This is a genomic window from Nonomuraea sp. MG754425 (assembly GCF_021699195.1).
GTDB lineage: Bacteria > Actinomycetota > Actinomycetes > Streptosporangiales > Streptosporangiaceae > Nonomuraea.
This window is the reverse complement of record NZ_SSXE01000051.1, coordinates 22,264-39,844: the sequence shown is the minus strand read 5'-3', so window position 1 is coordinate 39,844 and position 17,581 is coordinate 22,264. Positions and strand designations below refer to the sequence as shown.

The 17,581-nt window shown below is 71.5% G+C and carries 15 protein-coding genes; 8 read left to right on the top strand and 7 right to left on the bottom strand.

Features of this window, described 5'->3' with window-relative positions; genetic code table 11:
* Window positions 1-4 precede the first annotated feature (4 nt).
* From FAF44_RS19575 to FAF44_RS19555, 5 genes are read right to left on the bottom strand one after another with little or no spacing between them, the layout of a single operon-like run.
* Window positions 5-1,165 (bottom strand): mandelate racemase/muconate lactonizing enzyme family protein, encoded by a 1,161-nt coding sequence (locus FAF44_RS19575; RefSeq protein ID WP_237104641.1) that lies wholly within the window; start codon window positions 1,163-1,165, stop codon window positions 5-7.
* A 7-nt stretch (window positions 1,166-1,172) separates the two neighbouring features.
* Entirely contained in the window at window positions 1,173-2,003 is an 831-nt protein-coding gene (locus FAF44_RS19570) for a carbohydrate ABC transporter permease (protein ID WP_237104640.1), read from the bottom strand.
* Window positions 1,997-2,887, bottom strand: a complete 891-nt coding sequence (locus FAF44_RS19565; RefSeq protein WP_237104639.1) for a carbohydrate ABC transporter permease — start codon at window positions 2,885-2,887, stop codon at window positions 1,997-1,999. Before FAF44_RS19565 ends, FAF44_RS19570 begins: the two co-directional genes overlap by 7 nt.
* Entirely contained in the window at window positions 2,884-4,245 is a 1,362-nt protein-coding gene (locus FAF44_RS19560; protein ID WP_237104638.1) for a sugar ABC transporter substrate-binding protein, read from the bottom strand. Before FAF44_RS19560 ends, FAF44_RS19565 begins: the two co-directional genes overlap by 4 nt.
* Before the next feature lie 51 nt (window positions 4,246-4,296).
* The gene (locus FAF44_RS19555; RefSeq protein WP_237104637.1) at window positions 4,297-5,433 is read right to left on the bottom strand and encodes a zinc-binding dehydrogenase; all 1,137 of its coding nucleotides are present in this window, start codon (window positions 5,431-5,433) and stop codon (window positions 4,297-4,299) included.
* 382 nt (window positions 5,434-5,815) lie between these two features.
* Here FAF44_RS19555 and FAF44_RS55820 point away from each other — a divergent pair, with 382 nt between their 5' ends.
* The 3 genes from FAF44_RS55820 to FAF44_RS19540 all read left to right on the top strand — a co-directional run bounded on the left by FAF44_RS55820 (window position 5,816) and on the right by FAF44_RS19540 (window position 8,957).
* Window positions 5,816-6,700 (top strand): Gfo/Idh/MocA family protein, encoded by an 885-nt coding sequence (locus FAF44_RS55820; protein ID WP_237104636.1) that lies wholly within the window; start codon window positions 5,816-5,818, stop codon window positions 6,698-6,700.
* A gap of 141 nt (window positions 6,701-6,841) precedes the next feature.
* Complete coding sequence (locus FAF44_RS19545) at window positions 6,842-7,849, top strand: NAD(P)-dependent oxidoreductase (protein WP_237104635.1); 1,008 nt, start codon at window positions 6,842-6,844, stop codon at window positions 7,847-7,849.
* Between the two features lie 52 nt (window positions 7,850-7,901).
* Entirely contained in the window at window positions 7,902-8,957 is a 1,056-nt protein-coding gene (locus FAF44_RS19540; protein WP_237104634.1) for a dihydrodipicolinate synthase family protein, read from the top strand.
* 65 nt (window positions 8,958-9,022) lie between these two features.
* On the opposite strand, the gene FAF44_RS19535 is transcribed toward FAF44_RS19540, so the two are convergent.
* Entirely contained in the window at window positions 9,023-10,228 is a 1,206-nt protein-coding gene (locus FAF44_RS19535) for a hypothetical protein (protein ID WP_237104633.1), read from the bottom strand.
* A 47-nt stretch (window positions 10,229-10,275) separates the two neighbouring features.
* Here FAF44_RS19535 and FAF44_RS19530 point away from each other — a divergent pair, with 47 nt between their 5' ends.
* The 5 genes from FAF44_RS19530 to FAF44_RS19510 all read left to right on the top strand — a co-directional run bounded on the left by FAF44_RS19530 (window position 10,276) and on the right by FAF44_RS19510 (window position 15,588).
* Complete coding sequence (locus tag FAF44_RS19530) at window positions 10,276-11,463, top strand: DegT/DnrJ/EryC1/StrS aminotransferase family protein (RefSeq protein ID WP_237104632.1); 1,188 nt, start codon at window positions 10,276-10,278, stop codon at window positions 11,461-11,463.
* A gap of 87 nt (window positions 11,464-11,550) precedes the next feature.
* Window positions 11,551-12,798, top strand: a complete 1,248-nt coding sequence (locus FAF44_RS19525; RefSeq protein WP_237104631.1) for a sugar ABC transporter substrate-binding protein — start codon at window positions 11,551-11,553, stop codon at window positions 12,796-12,798.
* Window positions 12,799-12,854: 56 nt separating this feature from the next.
* Window positions 12,855-13,721 (top strand): carbohydrate ABC transporter permease, encoded by an 867-nt coding sequence (locus tag FAF44_RS19520; protein ID WP_237104630.1) that lies wholly within the window; start codon window positions 12,855-12,857, stop codon window positions 13,719-13,721.
* On the top strand, window positions 13,718-14,581 hold the full coding sequence (locus FAF44_RS19515) for a carbohydrate ABC transporter permease (RefSeq protein WP_237104629.1): 864 nt from the start codon (window positions 13,718-13,720) through the stop codon (window positions 14,579-14,581). Before FAF44_RS19520 ends, FAF44_RS19515 begins: the two co-directional genes overlap by 4 nt.
* A gap of 110 nt (window positions 14,582-14,691) precedes the next feature.
* On the top strand, window positions 14,692-15,588 hold the full coding sequence (locus FAF44_RS19510; protein ID WP_237104628.1) for a dihydrodipicolinate synthase family protein: 897 nt from the start codon (window positions 14,692-14,694) through the stop codon (window positions 15,586-15,588).
* A gap of 18 nt (window positions 15,589-15,606) precedes the next feature.
* Here FAF44_RS19510 and FAF44_RS19505 read toward each other — a convergent pair whose 3' ends face one another.
* The gene (locus tag FAF44_RS19505) at window positions 15,607-17,538 is read right to left on the bottom strand and encodes a hypothetical protein (RefSeq protein WP_237104627.1); all 1,932 of its coding nucleotides are present in this window, start codon (window positions 17,536-17,538) and stop codon (window positions 15,607-15,609) included.
* Window positions 17,539-17,581: the final 43 nt, after the last annotated feature.

The following is a 17,581-nucleotide window of genomic DNA, read 5'->3' as shown; positions in this document are numbered from 1 at the left end:
CCCTTCAGACCCGTTGGACGGTGAGCGGCTCGATCGCCGCGTAGTCAAGCTCTACACCGAGTCCAGGCCCCTCCGGAACGGCTACGAGCCCGGACGAATCGGGCAGCAGCGGCTCGGTGAGCATCGCGTGGAACACCTCCGGGACGATCACCGGCGGATCGTAGGGATACTCCAGCCAGTCGCAGTTCGGCAGCGACGCGCAGAGCTGCAGGTTCCCGGCCACGCCGAGGCCCGTCGCCCACGCGTGCGGGATCACCCGGCGCTGCCTGGCCGCGGCCATCGCGCCGAAGTCGCGCAGCGCGCCGATCTCCTCGCTCTCGTTGGCGTCCGGCTGGAAGATGTCGAAGCAGCCGTCCTCCAGCATCCGGACGAGCTGCCCGATGCCCCGGTTGTGCTCGCAGCCCGCGATCGGGATGGGCGAGGCGGCGGTCAGCTCGCACAGCGCCCGGTAGTCGTGCCGGGGCAGCGGCTCCTCCAGCCAGGCCACGCCCAGCCCGGCCAGCTCCCTGGCCGTGGTCAGGGCCCGGTCGTAGTCCCAGATCAGCCGGGTGCCGTCGGGGGCGTACCGCCAGCGGGAGGCGGCCTGGTTGGCGTCGACCATGATGGCCACGTCCGGGCCGACCGCCTCGCGCACGGCCGCGACCTGGGCCACGTCCTCGGCCACGGTGGCGGCGTGCACCCGCAGCTTGATGCCCTGGAAGCCCTGCTCGACCACGCGCAGCGCGTCCTCGGCCCGCTGCTTCGCCGCGCGCACCTCGCCGAAGCTGGCGTAGGCGCGCACGGCTCCCGCGTGCCCGCCCCACAGCTTGTACAGCGGCTGCCCGCACGCCTTGCCGACGGCGTCCCAGACGGCCACGCCGACGACCCAGGGGCGGGGGAAGACGTACTCGGCCACGTACCGCAGCCGGTTGGCCACGTGCGTGGTCGCGAACGCGTCGAGCCCGACGAGCTGCGGCCTGATCCAGCCGTGGATCGCCTCCAGCAGCATCGGGCCGGTGCCGTGCCCCATGTCGCCGCCCGCCACGCCGACCACTCCCGCGTCGGTCTCGACCTCGACGATCACCGCCGACATCGCGCGGTGCGCGCCCTCCGGCGCCCAGGACGGGCGGAACGGCCGCGGATAGGGCATCTCGATGACCCGTCCGCGCACATCCGTGATCTTCATCTGCCCCTCACCCCTTGGTCGCGCCGTCGGCGAGACCCTTGATCAGGTACTTCTGCACGGCCAGCGCGAAGATCACCACGGGCAGCACGGTGAGCACGCCCACCGCCGCCAGCGGGCCCCACAGCCCGCCCTTCTCGGTGTCGGCCGCGATCCCCGCGATGGCGACCGGGATCGTGACCGCCCGGTCGTTGGTGAGGATGAGCGCGAACAGCAGCTCCTCCCAGGCCAGGATGATGCAGAAGATCAGCGTGGAGACCAGGCCCGTCAGGCTCGTGGGCACGATGATCCGGAAGAACGCCCCGAACCTGGTGCAGCCGTCGATCATCGCCGCCTCCTCCAGCTCCGGTGGCAGGCTGCGGAAGAACGCCCGCATCAGCCACACCACGTACGGCACCAGGAAGGTGACGTAGGCCAGGATCACGGTGATGTACTGGTCGGTCAGCCCGAGCTTGCGGGCCACCAGGAACAGCGGCACGACCAGGGCGATCGGCGGCACCGCGCGGGAGGCCAGGATCAGCCCGCCGACGACGCCCGCGCCGCGCATGCGCAGCCGCGACAGCGCGTACCCGGCCATCGAGCCGGCCACCATCGAGATGGCCGACGCGCCGGCCGCCACGATGATCGTGTTGATCATGCGGGGCAGGATGCGCGCCTGCTCGAAGTAGCTGACGTAGTTGTCGAAGGTCAGCTCGCTCAGCCAGCGCGGCGGGACGGTGAAGATGTCCCTCGGCAGCTTGAAGGAGATGCTGACCATGTAGAGGACGGGGAACAGGAAGAGCAACGTCACCAGGACGCCGCCGGCGATGGCGGCGTAGCGCCCGGCCTTGGACCTCACCATCGGTTCTCCAGGCGGTGGCTGACACGGAACAGGACGATGGTCAGGAGCATGGTCACGATCAGCACGATCGTGGCCATCGAGGAGGCGGAGCCGAACTCCAGGCTGCGGAAGCCCTTCTCGTAGATGTAGAGGTTGAGCACGTTCGTGGAGTTGCCGGGCCCGCCCCTGGTCGCGGCCAGCGCGATGTCGAACATCTTGACCGCGCCCAGCCAGCGCACGATGAACGCCGCGGCCATCACCGGCACCAGCAGCGGCAGCGTGACGTGGCGCAGGGTCTGCCAGCGGCCGGCGCCGTCGGACCTGGCGGCCTCGTACACCTCGCCGGGCAGCGCCATGATGCCGGCGGCGGCGATCAGCACCACGAAGGGCGTCCACCGCCAGGTGTCGATGATGATCACGCTCGCCATGGCCAGCGTGGGGTCGCCGATCCACTCGATCGGGCCGATGCCGACCAGCCCGAGCGTGTAGTTGACCACGCCCCACAGCGGGTCGAGCAGCATCCGCCACACGCCGCCCGCCACGACCGGCGCGACGACCATGGGCACCAGGAACAGCGCGCGCAGCACGCCGCGCCCCCGCCACTCGACGTTGAGCAGGAACGCGATGGCGAAGCCCAGCACCATCTGCAGCGGCAGCGCGATCACCAGGTAGATGCCGGTGACCTTGAGCGACTCCAGGAAGCCGGGGTCCTTCAGCACCAGCTCGTAGTTGCGCAGTCCCACCCAGCCGGACGGCTGGAAGGTGGCCAGGTCGAAGTCCGACAGGCTCACCCAGACCGTGTAGAAGACGGGGTAGAGCAGCATGCCGGCCAGCAGCACCAGGGCCGGGGTCAGGAAGAGCCAGGCCGTGCCCGGCTCTCCCAGCCGTACCCGCTTACCGATCACTGACCGTAGCCCTTGGACTTCAGCAGTCCGGTGATCTCGTCGGCGGCCCGCTGCACGGCCTCCTGCGCCGTCGCCTGGCCGGAGATGGCCTGGCTGGTCTGCAGCGCCAGGATCTGCTGGACGGCGTCCGACTCGGGCAGCCGCGGACGCCACATCTCGTTCTTCGAGACCACCTCGTAGCCCGACTTCAGCGCCGCGTAGACCGGCTTGGCCCAGTCGGCGGGCGGCTCGCCGTCGAGCGTGGAGTTGCGCGCGGGGAACGTGCCGAACTCCTTGGCGACGAACTGCTCGCCCTCCTTGGAGGTGACCCACTGCAGCCACGTCCAGGCGGCGGCCGGGTGCGTGGACTTCTTGGAGATGCCCGCCGACCAGATGCCGCGGTGCGCGCCGGGGCCGGCCGTGCCCGCCGGCATCGTGGTGATGCCGACCTCGTCGGGGGTGAGGGTGGTGCTCTCCTTGTCCACGGCGGTGCCCTTGAAGACGCTGCCCCACATGAACATGGTGGCCGTCTTGCCCTGGCGGAAGGCTTCCAGCGGCTCGTTGAACTGGTAGGTGCTCGCGCCGGGCGGGGCGTACTTGAGCAGGTCGACCTGCGTCTGCAGGGCCTTGACGCCGTTGGCGTCGTTGAAGGTGACCTGCATCTTGTCGTCGAGCAGCCGGCCGCCGTTGGAGTTCAGCACGGTCTGCCAGATGGTGGGGGTCAGCGGGTCCTTGGTGAAGTAGGTGCCCACGGCCCACGAGTCGGTCTTGCCGTCGCCGTCGGTGTCCTGCACCAGCTTCTTGGCGTCGGCGAAGTACTGCTCCCAGGTCGTGTTCTGGTCCGGCTCCTTGACCCCGGCCTTCTTGTACAGGCTCTTGTTGTAGAACATCAGCAGCAGGTTGGAGCGGACGGGGACGGAGTACTGCTTGCCGTCCCACTGCCCGGCGGCCAGCGGCGTCGGGCTGAAGTCGGCCCAGTCGTAGTCCGGGTCGTTCCACTTGGCCAGCTCGGAGCCCTTGAGGTCGTAGAGGGCGCCGGTCTTGGCGAGCTGCGGCAGCCAGGGGTCGTCGGCGAGCACCGCGTCGTAGGTGGCGGTGGTGCCGGTCAGCTCCAGCATCGACTTGGCGAGCTGGTCGTTGTACGGCACGCCGTCCACGGTGACCTTGATGTTCGGGTACTTCTTGTTGAACTCCGGGACGAGCTGGTCCTGCCACTGCTTGGCGAACGCGTCGTTGGCGATGACCCGGATGGAGACCGGGCTGCCGTCGCTGCCGAGACCGCCGCCGTCGGCGGCGACCTCCTCGGCCGGCGATCCGCACGCGGTGAGGGCCAGCCCGATCGCGGACGTCGCCGCGGCCAACCGGATGATTCTGGGCATGCTGCCGACTTCTCCTTCAGGGGTGGGGGTTCGGTTGTTCGCTGGAGCTGCTCAGGCGGAGGGGTCCACGGCGAGCTTGACCACGTCCCTGCCGTCCAGGGAGTAGCCGCCGCCGAGGGCTTCCAGGGCCCGTCTGACTCCGGTCAGGGGGACGCGGTGGCTGACGAGCCGTTCGAAGGGCGGGCCGCCGCGCTGGAGGATGGACAGCGCCGAGTGGTACCTGCGCTGCATGTCGGGGCCGGCGCCGTACACGCCGGCCAGGGTGATGTCCCGTCTCAGCAGGTCGCTGTAGGGATTGAACGGGATCGTGCCGCGGTCGGTGAAGTTGCCCACCTCCGCCAGCACGCCGCCGTCGGCCGTCAGCCGGACGCCTTCGAGGAACGCCTCGGGCGAGCCGGCCGTGCCGATGACGGCGTCCGCGCCGCGTCCGCCGTCGCCGAGGGCGTCGAGCACCGCGCCGCGGCGGCGGTCCGGGTCGGGCACGCGGGCGAGGTCCACGACCTCGTCCGCGCCGAGCGCCGCGGCCAGCTCCAGCCGGGCCGGCGGGCCGCCGACGGCCACGATGCGGGCCGCCCCGGCCGCCCGCGCCGCCACCACCGCCATCAGCCCGATCGCGCCGACACCCTGCACGACCACGGTGGAGCCGATCCGCAGCGCGGCGCGTTCGGCCGCGTGCAGCGCCACCGACAGGGGCTCCTGCAGCACGGCGACCTCCGGGGGCAGGTCGGTGCGGTAGAAGACGGTCCCGGCGTTCGAGGCGTACAGGTGGGTGGCGAAGCCGCCGGTCAGGTACGGCGGGCGGTCGGCGGGGGAGGCGAAGCCGTAGGAGGGGCGGCGGCCGGGACAGCTCCCCGGCCGCCTGCGCACGGTGCACTCGTAGCACCGGCCGCAGCTCAGCGCGGGGAAGACGCCGACCCGGTCACCGGCCCGGACCGGGCGGCCCGCGTGGTCGGTGGTGACGCCGTCGCCGAGGACGGCCAGCCGGCCGACGATCTCGTGCCCGAGCAGCGCGGGGAAGCGCACGCTGTCGAGCCGTCCCCGGTAGACGTGCGCGTCGGTGCCGCACATGCCGCACAGCTCGACCTGGAGCAGGAACTCGCCGGGGCCCGGGTGGGGCAGGTCGTACCCGCGAACCTCCACGGCACCGGCGACGGACGTGACGATCGCCGCACGGGCCGTCTCGCTCATCGCCGCCTCCGCATTCTGGATTCTATAGAATGTAGTAGAAGCTAGTTTGACCGGTTTTGGTAGGTCAAGGGGCTGTTACCGGAATGTTTCCGCAGTGAGCGTCCGCCCGGGGAGCGGATCCATGGTGCCGCGGTCGCCGCTCCGGGCTCTGACCGCCTCCGTGCCGCGCTTCTGACAGGAGGCGCAGAACAATCAGTGTGAGTCGTGGTGCGAGCGGGAATGAACCTCTGCGGCGCCGCCCCGCTCACGCACAGTAGGGCGGCGCCGAACCATTTCGGCGCCGGGGCGGCGCGGTCCTGCCCGCCGCCGGTCGCGGGGAGGCGTCCGCGAGCTGTCATGATGGCGGGGTTTTCTCGAAGCCGCCGGACACGGAGGACAGACCGTGCGCATCGCACTCGCCGGGCTCGCGACCAGCCACCCCTACACCGACGCCCGCACCCTGTCCCGCCACGCCGAACTGGTGGTGTGGGAGCAGGACCCGGAGCGGCTGCGCCGGTTCACCGACGAGCATCCGGGCGTGAAGGTGGCGGGCAGCCTCGACGAGGTGCTGGCCGGCCGGCTCGACGGGGTGGTGCTGACGGTCCCCAACCCCCAGGTGCCAGGGGCGCTGGCCAAGGTGCTGGAGACGGGGGCCGCCTGTTTCGTGAACAAGCCCGCCGCCGCCAGCCGGGCCCAGCTCGACCAGCTCGACCGGCTGCCGATCCACGACCGGGTCCTGTCCGGATCGGTGCTGCGCTTCGCGCCGGCCTTCGCCGGGACACGGGTGGAGCGCGGCGAGGTGCTGGCCGTGCGGGCGACCGTACGGCACGACGTGGGACTCTGGGCGAACGGCTACAACGCCTGGCAGGACACGCCGGGCGAGGGTGGCGGGACGATGGTCACCATGGGCATCCACGGCGTGGAACTGCTGGTGGCGCTGCTCGGCCCCGAGGTGCGCCTGGTGGGCGCGGCGGGGGCGCGACGCCACTACGCCACACTCCGCTCGGAGGACACCGGGGTGATGGCGCTGCGCTGGGACGACGGCGTCACCGGCACGGTCGAGATCCTCGGCGTGTCGGAGTCGGAGTCCTACGCCGTCACGCTGCACAAGCGCGACGGCACCGAGACGATCGAGATCGAGAGCGGCGACGACCCGGTCCGCGGCCTCGGCTACGAGGGCACGATCGAGGCGTTCCTCGCGATGGTCGGCGGGGCGCCCAGCCCGGTGCCGTGGCGGGAGACCCGGGCCGTGCTCGACGTGCTCGTTTCCGCGCGCGAGAGCTGCTGACCGCCCGCCCCGTCCGCTGAGTTCCTGGAGGGTCCGCCGCCTGGCGGGCCCTTCCGTGTTCCCCGAACCCGTCTCCCCGTTGACAGGCGCAGCATCGCCCAGTTACGGTCTGGACCGTAAATAACCGATGGAGGAGACCGCGTGCGGACGACAGCGGAACTCGAGGAGCGGCTGGCGCGGCCGAGCGCCGGGCTCGCCGACGATCTGGCCAAGCTCGACGGCGACATCATGATCCTCGGCGCCGGCGGCAAGCTCGGCCCGAGCCTGGCCCGCCTGGCGCGCAACGCCACCGACCCGGGCAGGCGGATCATCGCGGTGTCCCGCTTCTCCGAGCCCGGCCTGGCCCGGTCGCTCCAGGACGAGGGCCTCACCGTGGTCGCCGCCGACGTCGCCGACGACCGGGCCCTGCGCGAACTGCCGGACGCGCCCAACGTGGTGTTCCTGGTCGGCGCGAAGTTCGGCACGCAGGGCCGCGAGCACGCCACCTGGTTCACCAACACCTACCTGCCCGGCCGCGTGGCCGACCGGTTCGCCGGCAGCCGCATCGCCGCGCTGTCCACCGGGAACGTCTACCCGCTCGTCCCCGTCGCCGGGGGCGGCAGCACCGAGGACTCGCCCACCGGCCCGGTGGGCGACTACGCGATGAGCTGCCTCGGCAGGGAGCGCGTCCTGACGCACTTCGCCGAGCGGAACAGCACGCCCATGTCGCTGATCCGCCTCAACTACGCGGTCGAGCTGCGCTACGGCGTGCTGGTGGACCTCGCGCAGAAGGTGCTCGCCGGCGAGCCGATCGACCTGACCACGGGCCAGGTCAACCTGGTCTGGCAGGGCTACGCCAACGAGGTCGCGCTCCGGTCGCTGCTGCTGGCCGGCGTGCCCCCGTACGTGCTGAACGTGACGGGGCCCGAGCTGATCTCGGTGCGGCAGGCGGCGACGGCGCTCGGCGCGGCGCTCGGCAAGGAGCCGGTGTTCACCGGCGAGGAGGCGCCGACGGCGCTGCTGTCGAACGCCTCCCGCTGCCACGCCCTGTACGGCTATCCCGAGCTGACCCCCGCCGAGCTGATCGAGCACACGGCGCGCTGGGTCGCCGGCGGCGGCCCGTTGCTGGGCAAACCCACCAAGTTCGAACGCCGTGACGGGCGTTTCTGACGCACGTGTGCTCATACCCGTGCTTACTTCTCATGACAAAGGGGGATCTCACGTGCTCGGCACGGCTCGAGAGGCGCAGACGTCCGTGGGCGACCTGTTCAGACGCGGTCTGGTGATCCCGGCGCACCCACTGGCGCTGACCGAGGACCGGCGGCTGGACGAGCGCCGCCAGCGCGCCCTGACCCGCTACTACGTCGAAGCCGGCGCGGGCGGGCTGGCGGTCGGCGTGCACACCACGCAGTTCGCCATCCACGGCACCGGACTGTTCGCGCCCGTGCTCGCACTGGCCGCGGAGACGGCCAGGGAGTCCGACCGCGAGGTGGTGCTGGTGGCCGGCGCCACCGGGCCCACCGCCCAGGCGGTGGCGGAGGCGGAGCTGGCCAGGTCGCTCGGCTACCACATGGTGCTGCTCAGCCCGCACCCGGACCTCGACGAGGACGGGCTGATCGACCGGGCCCGCGCCGTCGGCGAGGTGCTGCCGGTGATCGGCTTCTACCTGCAGCCCGCGGTGGGCGGGCGGCCCCTCTCGCGCGAGTTCTGGACGCGGCTGGCGGCGGTCGAGTCGGTGGTGGGCGTCAAGGTCGCGCCCTTCGACCGGTATCGCACCCTCGACGTGCTGCACGGCGTCGTACGCGCGGGCCGGGTCGGGGAGGTGGCGCTCTACACGGGCAACGACGACCACATCCTGACCGACCTCATCACCTCGCACCGGGTGGTCGTGGACGGCCGTCAGGTGGAGGTGGAGTTCGTCGGCGGGCTGCTCGGCCAGTGGGCGGTCTGGGTGCGGCGGGCGGTCGAACTGCTGGAGGAGGCCGCGCTGGCCCGCTCCGGCGACGACGCCGCGGTGCGCCGCCTGCTCGGGCTCGACGGCCACCTCACCGACGCCAACGCGGCCATCTTCGACTCGGCGAACGGCTTCCACGGCTGCATCCCCGGCATCCACGAGGTGCTGCGCCGCCAGGGGCTGCTGGCCGGCCGCTGGTGCCTCGACCCCGACGAGGAGCTGTCGCCGGGACAACTCGCCGAGATCGACCGCATCTGGGCCTCCTACCCCTGGCTGCGCGACGATGACTTCGTGGCGCAGGGGCTGGACCGATGGCTGGCCTGAGCGGCGGCCCCGCTTGAGAAGCACGCGACGGGCCGCACGACAGGCTGGGCGACGGGCCGGGCGGGCTAGAGGGTCAGGCGGTAGAGCGTGAGCGGACGGCCGCTGGAGCCGCTGGTCAGGTTGCCGGTGCGTTCGGCCAGCCCGGCCAGCTCCAGCCGGTGCAGCATGCGCCGCGCGGTGCGCTGCTGGACGGCGAGCCGATCGGCGATCTCCCGGGTGGTCAGCGCCTTGCCGCCGGCCGCGTCGCGGGCCTCCAGCAGCTTCTCCAGGGTCGGCACCGACAGCCCGACCCGGCGCGCGATCACCGACAGGTTCTGCTCGCCGGACGGGGTGCTGATCACCGACTCCAGCACGATGTCGGTGTCGGCGCGCAGCGACAGCACGGCGGCCACGTTCCCGATGCGCCTGGCCCTGGCCAGCGCGCGGCGGGCCAGGCTCTCGGCCTCGGCGGCGCTGCGCCCGAGGCCGAAGCCGACCCGCGCCACGCTGCTGTGACCGGCCAGCCGCGCCAGCATGGGCAGCCCCGTGAAGCCGCCCGTGGCCTCGTAGAGCGGGCCGCGGGTGGTGACCAGCAGGTGGGTGCCGCCGCGGAAGGTGGCCAGCGTGCCGCCCAGCGCGCCGGCCTCGCGCAGCAGGCCCTCCTCGCTGTCCACCTCCACCAGGCCGAGCGCGATCTGCGCGTCCTCCTGGGCCTGGCCCTCGGCGGTCAGCAGGAGCTGGCGCAGCGCGGTGCGCACCGAGTGCTCCGACGGCGCCAGGCGCAGCACCTGCATCTCGTCGCGCAGCGCCTCGTGCACGGAGCTGAGGCAGGTGATCACCGGGTGGTCGGGGGCGCGGCGGTGGAAGGCGATGATCTTCTTGGAGGTCGTCTCGGGGCGGTAGCCGAGCGTGCGCAGCCGGTCGGTGGGCAGCCCCGCCTCGGTGAAGGTGGCGGTGACGTCGGCGGGGGAGATGGTGTCGATGGACAGCCGGGTGATGTCCAGGCCCTCGCGCTGGAGCCGGACCAGGGCGCTGAGCAGTGTGGCGCCCGAGTAGTCGACGAACACGGCGGGGCGGGAGAGCACCTCGGCGCCGCGGGCCAGCATGTACGGCACGACGCCGGTGAACAGCCAGCCCTCGACCGTGCCCGCGTGGGCCTCGACGATGGCCGGGGCCTGCGACTCGTGGTCGTAGTCGAGCCGGAGCGCGGTGACCCCGGGCTGCTCCTCGCAGGTGGCCGCGACGTCGTCGACCAGATCGTGCGGGCCGACGACTCCGATGACGAAACCCACCCGCGCCTCCTTCTCCGTCTTTACGGTCTAGACCGAAAGGTTATCCGGTGACCCTGCACTTTCCCAACATGGCCGAATCCGCCGGCCGCACCCTCGGCGACGAGGAGGTGGCCGCGCTGGACCGGGTGATCCGTTCCGGCATGCTCAACTCCGTGTGGGGGACCGAGGCGCGGGCGCTCGAACGCGAGGTCGCGGAGCTCTACGGCTCCCGCCACGCGATCGCGTGCGCGTCCGGCACCGCGGCCCTCCACCTGTCGGTCGTGGCGGCGGCGCCGGATCCCGGTGACGAGATCATCACGACGCCGATCACGGACTTCGGGACCGTGGCCCCCATCTTGGCGCAGAACGCGGTTCCTGTCTTCGCCGATGTGGACCCGGCCGACGGGAACCTCGATCCGGACGCCGTGGCCGCGCTGATCGGGCCACGCACCCGTGCGATCATGGTAGTGCACCTGTTCGGCGCGCCCGCCCGGATCGGCGAGCTGCGTGCCCTGGCCGACCGTCACGGCCTCACGCTCATCGAGGACTGCGCGCAGGCGTGGCTGACCGAGCTGCCCGGCGGCCGGTACGCGGGCACGGCCGGCCACGTCGGCACCCTGAGCCTGCAGCAGTGGAAGCACATCACCTGCGGCGACGGCGGGCTGACCGTCACCGACGACGACGAGCTGGCCAGGCGCATGCGGCTGTTCGCCGACAAGGGCTGGGACCGGGCCGCGGGCCGCTCCCACGAGAGCCTGGGCCTGAACTACCGGATGACCGAACTGCAGGCCGCGGTGGCCCGCGCCCAGCTCGCGAAGCTGCCCTGGGTCCTGGAGTCCAGACGCCGCACCGCCGCCGAGCTGCTCCGGGCCCTGCGCGAGCCGGGCGGGGAGCGGGAGGAGACGCCGGGCCGGGCCGAGCTCGTCCTGCCGCGGCCGGACGGGCACGCCTGGTGGCTGTTCCCGCTCGTCCTGCCCGGCGGCGGCGCGTCGGAGCTGGCCGCGCACCTGAGCGCGGCCGGGGTCCCGGCGCGGGCCGGGTATCTGAGAGAGCCGCTCAACCAGGCGCCGCTGTGGGACCGGCCCGTCTACGGCGCCTCCCGCTACCCCCTGGAGGGCTACCGCCCCGCCCCCTGCCCGGAGGCGGAGCGGCTGGTCTCGGACACGCTGCTGATCATCGACTGGAACGAGCACTACACGTCCGAGCACGTGAAGATCATTGTGGAGGCGATCAGGAGTTATCCGGCCCAGCCGTAGTTACGTTCATGTATCAGGCATTGACCTGGTCCTACCCGGATCACTAGGTTTCGGTCAGGACCGGTATTCAGGAAAGGAACGCCGCCGATGAGAAACATTGCGGCAGCCGGCATCGCGGTCGCCCTGGGCGTCGCGGTGGGCGGATGCGGATCCGGCGGATCGGGCTCGGACAAGAGCCCGGTGACACTCTGGATGTATCCCGTGATCGCGGATCAGGCCAAGAACAAGACCTTCTGGGACAAGGTCGAGAAGGACTTCGAGGCCAAGAACCCGGCGATCGACGTCACGATCGACCAGCAGCCGTGGGACGGCCGCCAGGAGAAGGTCACCACGGCGCTGGCCTCCAAGAAGGGCTTCGACCTCGTCGTGCTCGGCCCGGACCAGATCCCCCAGTACGCCCAGCAGGGCACGCTGGAGGCCGTGGACGACGTCGTCGCCGCCGACAAGGCCAGCTACCTGCCCAACGCGCTCACCGCGCTGACGGTGGACGGCAAGCTCTACGGGGTGCCCATCTACCAGACGATCACCGCCCCCATCTACAACAAGAAGCTCTTCGCCGACGCGGGCGTCACCAAGCTGCCCGAGACGCTGGCCGAGCTGAAGGAGGCCGCCCCCAAGCTGGCCGCCAAGAAGATCGCCGTGCTCGACTACCCCGGCAAGCCGGAGGTCTCGCTCAACCAGAGCTTCTACCCGATCCTGTGGGCCAACGGCGGATCGGTGTTCGCCCCCGACGGCAAGAGCGTGACCGTCAACAGCCAGCAGGGCATCGACAGCCTGCAGTTCCTGCTCGACCTCAAGGCCGTCGGCGGGCTGCCCGAGAACACCGCGAGCAAGAGCAACGACATCGAGGGCAGCCCGCTCGCCGCGGGCAAGACCGCGATGTACCACGCGGCCACGGCGCTCAACGCCGAGCAGTTCGGCGCGGCCATCGGCGCGGAGAACGTCGGCGTCGGCCTGCCGCTGGAGGGGACAAAGCGGGTCGCCTTCGGCATCCCCGGCGGCCTCGTCCTCGCCAAGCACTCCGGCAACAAGGACGCCGCCAGGAAGCTCGCCTCCTACATCGCCTCGCCCGAGGTGGCCGGGGCGCTGGCCAAGGAGTCCGGCTTCTTCTCCGCGCGCACCGACGTGACCGTCCCCGACCAGTCGGAGACGTCCAAGGAGTTCGCCAAGTCGCTGCAGTACGCCTACCCCGGCGACACCCACCCCAAGGCCCGCCAGGTCATGACCATGGTCGCGGCCCACATCCAGGCGGCGCTGATCGGCGAGGAGGACGCCAAGACGGCTCTCGACGCCGCCGCGAAGGAGGGCAACGACCTGCTGGCCAGCGGCGGCTGACACGACCCGGACCGCCCGCCGGGCGGTCCGTCTTTCTCGGAAAGGTGTGAAACCCGGTGCGCCATCGCCTGCGTGATCCGGTCACGGGACTGCTGTTCGTGCTCCCGATGCTGGTGCTGTTCCTGATCTTCAAGATCTTCCCCACTCTCGGGGCGGCGGGCATGAGCCTGACGAACTGGAACATCGGCGGCGAGTGGAGCTTCATCGGCGCCGACAACTACACGCGGCTCGTGAACGACCCGAACTTCTGGTCCAGCCTGCGGGCCACGCTGGTGTACACCGTCATCTACGTGCCGCTCGTCATGGCCGTCTCGCTCGGCACCGCCGTGCTGCTCAACTCGATCGTCTTCCTGCGCGGGCTGTTCCGCGGCATGCTGTTCCTGCCGTACGTGACCAGCTTCGTCTTCGCCGGCATCATCTGGCGCTGGATCTTCGAGTTCGACGGCCTGATCAACGGGTTGCTGGCCAAGATGGAGCTGGGGCCCGTCGGCTTCATGGAGCGGGCGGAGCTGGTGCTGCCCGCTCTGGCCGTCGTCTCCTGCTGGAAGGGGTTCGGCTACTCCATGCTGATCCTGCTGGCGGGGCTGAAGGCGATCCCCGGCTCCTACCTGGAGGCGGCCAAGGTCGACGGGGCCGGGCCCTGGCAGCGTTTCCGCGGCATCACGCTGCCCCTGCTCAAGCCCGCGCTCTTCTTCGTGCTGGTGATCGAGACGATCGCCTCGTTCCAGGTCTTCGACACGATCTACGTGATGACCGGCGGCGGGCCCGCCAAGGCCAGCTACACCCTCATCTACGGCATCTTCGAACGGGGCTTCCGGTTCTGGGAGTTCGGCTACGCGGCCACCTGGGGGATGGTGCTCTTCGCCATCGTGCTGGTCGTCTCGCTGATCCAGCGCCGCTTCGTCGGCAAGGAGAACACATGACGCTGACGGCCACCCGCCCCGCCGCCGCCGGGACCCGGCAGGCCGCCAGGCCGCGCCGCCACGGCCGCCGCTGGCCGCTCTACGCGCTGCTCGCGGTCATGTCGCTGCTGACCCTGGGGCCGTTCATCGCGATGCTCATCGTCGCGCTGTCGCCCCGGGGTGAGCCGACCGTGCCCGCGCAGTGGCCGGACTCGTTCACCTTCGACAACCTCGCGCAGGTCCTGGAAGCCTCCGGGTTCACCGAGTGGACGTTCAACTCGCTGGTCTACTCGGGCGTCTCGGTGGTGGTCATCCTGCTCACCGCGTCGATGGCCGGCTACGCCTTCGCCAAGAAGCGCTTCCCCGGCCGCGACACCATCCTGTGGACGTTCCTCGCCACCATGATGGTGCCGTTCCAGGCCACGCTCATCCCGCTGTACGTGCTCGTCTCCGACCTCGGCGGGGCCGACACCTTCTGGGGGCTGATCGTGCCGACGCTGGCCAACTCCCAGGCCGTCTTCCTGATGCGGCAGTTCATCCTCGGGCTGCCCGACGAACTGTTCGACGCCGCCAAGGTGGACGGGGCCTCCGAGCTGCGCGTCTACTGGACGATCGTGGTCCCGCTGACCAAGCCGATCCTGGCCACCCTGGGCGTGTTCGTCTTCCTGTGGCACTGGAACGACTTCCTGTGGCCCCTGGTGATCTCGCAGAGCGACTCCACCAGGACGCTGACCGTCGGGCTGACGGTGCTGAAGACGGAGGAGCTGCAGTGGTCGCTGATGATGTCCTCGGCGGCGATCTCGGCGGTGCCGTGCCTGCTGGTCTTCTTCCTGCTGCAGCGGTACCTGGTCAACAGCATCGCGATGACCGGGCTCAAGTGATCGGGCTCAAGTGATCGGGCTCAAGTGATCGGGCTCAGGTGACCGGCGCCCCGCGCCGGAGCTGAACGGCCTACGCTTGTCGCCCGGAACGTCCGGTGAGGGGAGCGATGATGAGCACGCCGATCGATGCGCGGGCCGCCGGGTTGCGTGACCTGCTGAGCGGCGGCCTGGTGGCCGCCGCGCTGACGCCGATGACGCGGGCGGGGGAGGTGGACCTCGACGTCGCGGAGGCGTACTTCCGGCGGCTGGCCGCCTCGGGCGCCGACGCCCTGGCCGTCCTCGCGCACACGGGCCGTGGCCCCTACCTGCCCCCTGAGACGCGGGCCGGCGTGATCGCCCGCGCCCGCCGGGCGGGCGTCCCGGTCATCGTCGGCGTCGGCGCCGCCGCCCGAGGCGGTCCGGGCGCGGTCGCGGACGCGCGGGCGGCGGCCGGACTGGGGGCCGACGGCGTCCTGGTGTTCCCCGAGCCGGGGGACCGGGTGGCGCTGCACGAGGCGGTGTGGGCCGCCGCCGGGCTGCCGATGATCGCCTTCGACCTGTACACGAACCCGTGCCCGCCCGCCACCCTGCGCCGGATCCTGGCCGTGCCCGGGGTCGCCGGTCTCAAGACGGCGTTGCTGTCGGACGCGATGGGCTGCCAGGAGACCATCGCCCTCACCCGCGGGTCCGGCCGGCTGGCGATCACCGGCGAGGACCGCATGTTCGGCCCCTCGCTCCTGTGGGGCGCGCAGGCGGCCCTGGTAGGCATCGCGGCGGCGTCGGTGGGCACGACGGCGGACGTGCTGCGCGCCTTCGAGGCGGACGACCTGAGGGGCTTCGAGAAGGCGTCCGCGCGGCTGGACCGGCTGGCGGCGGCCACGTTCACCGCCCCCATGGAGGGCTACGTGCAGCGCATGGCCTGGCTGGCCGCCGAGGAGGGGCTCATCCCCCCGACGCACGCCCACGACCCGTACGGGCCCGCCCTCCCGGAGGACGAGCGGGCCCACGTGCTGGCCTCCGCCCGGTAGCGGGGGCCGGCCGGGTCCTCAGATGGCGACGCGGATGAGGTTGCGGCCCTTGAGCGCGTACAGCGCCTTGCGGGACGGGTCGATGTTGATCCGGGAGCCGCCGCCGAACCAGTCGCTCTCCAGGCCGTCCACGAGCGTGGCGGAGGTGAACGCCGGCAGGTCGATCCGGTAGATGGCGTCCTCGTCGCTGGTGTAGCCGTACCGGCCGGCCAGCACCAGGTCGCCGCCCCGGTCGCACACCCGCAGGGTGCGGGTGACCGCGCGCCGGCGCAGGTCGAACTCGAACAGCACGCCGGTGTTGGTGAGGCCGTACAGGGCGAGCGGGGTCTGCTTGAGGCTCGTGACGGCCTGCGCGCCGGGCACCGGCTCGATCTCCCACAGCACCCGGCGGGTGCGCAGGTCGAAGGCGGCCAGCCGGGCCGTCGGGGTGACCGGCGGCGCGCCGAGCCCCTCCTGCGTGCTGGTGCCCAGGTAGACGGTGCCGTGCTGGGCGGTCAGCGAGAAGACGGTCTGGCGCTCGACGATCGGCCGGTAGGTGTCGAGCTTATTCGTGCGCGGGTCGTAGACGTCGAGGGCGCCGTTTTGGTGGCCGGGCTCCGGCTGGGTGGACATCACGATCAGCCCGGTCCGCTGGTCGTGGACCAGGTCCTTGGGGCGGTCCTGGTTGTGGCCGGTGCGGAAGAGCAGCTTGACCTCGGCGTCGCCGGCGCGGTGGGAGTAGAGCGCGCCCTGGGTGTAGACGCCGAGGTAGGTGGTGTCCTTGACGGTCATGACGGTCTTGGGCTCGCCGGGGACGGACAGCCGGGTGACCTTGCGGGTGGCCAGGTCGTGCACGTCGCAGCCGCCCTTGCCGCCGACGTAGACGCGCGCCCCGTCGCTGTGCACCGACATCGGCTCCTCCGGCGCGGCCCGGAAGCCCTTCTGCACGTGGCTGACGTAGTCGATCGCGCCGGTGGCCGGGTCGTAGACGAAGACGCCGGGGTCCTGGATGCCGTAGATGAGTCCGCCGTGCTCCAGGATGCGGACGGTGGCCGCCTCCGGGAACGGCACCCCGAGCACCTCGTACGCGCCGGTGGCGATCCGGTAGCGGTAGAAGGTCCCGGAGGGGCGGCCGGCGAAGTAGACCCAGCCGTCGTGGATCAGCACCGACACGACGTACTTCTCGCCCGGCGCGGTGGCCTTGACCACCTTGTACACGGCCGGGTCCGCCTTCTCCAGCACGATCAGCTCCGCCAGCGAGTTCATGCCGCCCGCGACGTGCGTGTCGCTGATGGCCATGCTCGACACCCAGTCGCGGTCGGCCACCTCGGCGGGCAGCAGGTCGCGGGTCTCGCCGGTGCGGCGGTCGATGGCGACGAGGTGGGCGTTGCTGCCGACGCCGGCGTAGACGTGGGTGGCGTCGGCCTCGATGCCGCGCACGTACGCCTCGCCGGGCGCGGGCTGGCCCAGGTCGCGGCTGAGGCCGGTGGCGGGGTCGTACTCCACCACGCGGCCGGGCTGCGACATGCCCATGAAGACCTTGCCATCGGGGGAGGCCGCCATGGTCCAGATGTAGGGGTCGGGGTACTCGGCGACCTTGGTCGTGGTCCCGGTGAGGGTGTCGATCTTGTAGAGGTCGGAGCGGGTGTGGGTGCCGACGTAGACGTCGGTGCCCACCTTGCACATCGCCCAGATGCCCACGCCCGTGGGGATCTCGTGGTGGGCCGTGACCTTGTCCTGGGTCAGGTCCCAGGCGCCCACGACGTTGGGCGCCAGGCCGCGCGAGCCCATGTAGAGCACGTCGCCCACGAACTCGGCGTTGCCCAGGGGGCTGGCGACGCTGGCCGGGCCCAGGTCGGTGACGGTGCCTACCGGCTCGCGGGCGATGGCCGCCGCGGGGACGGCGGGCAGCGCGGTCGCGGCGGCGGCCGAGGCGGCGGCGGCCTGGAGGAAACGGCGGCGGGGGATCATTCGCGGTCACTCCTTGTGAGGGGTCGCCGCACGCTATAACGGC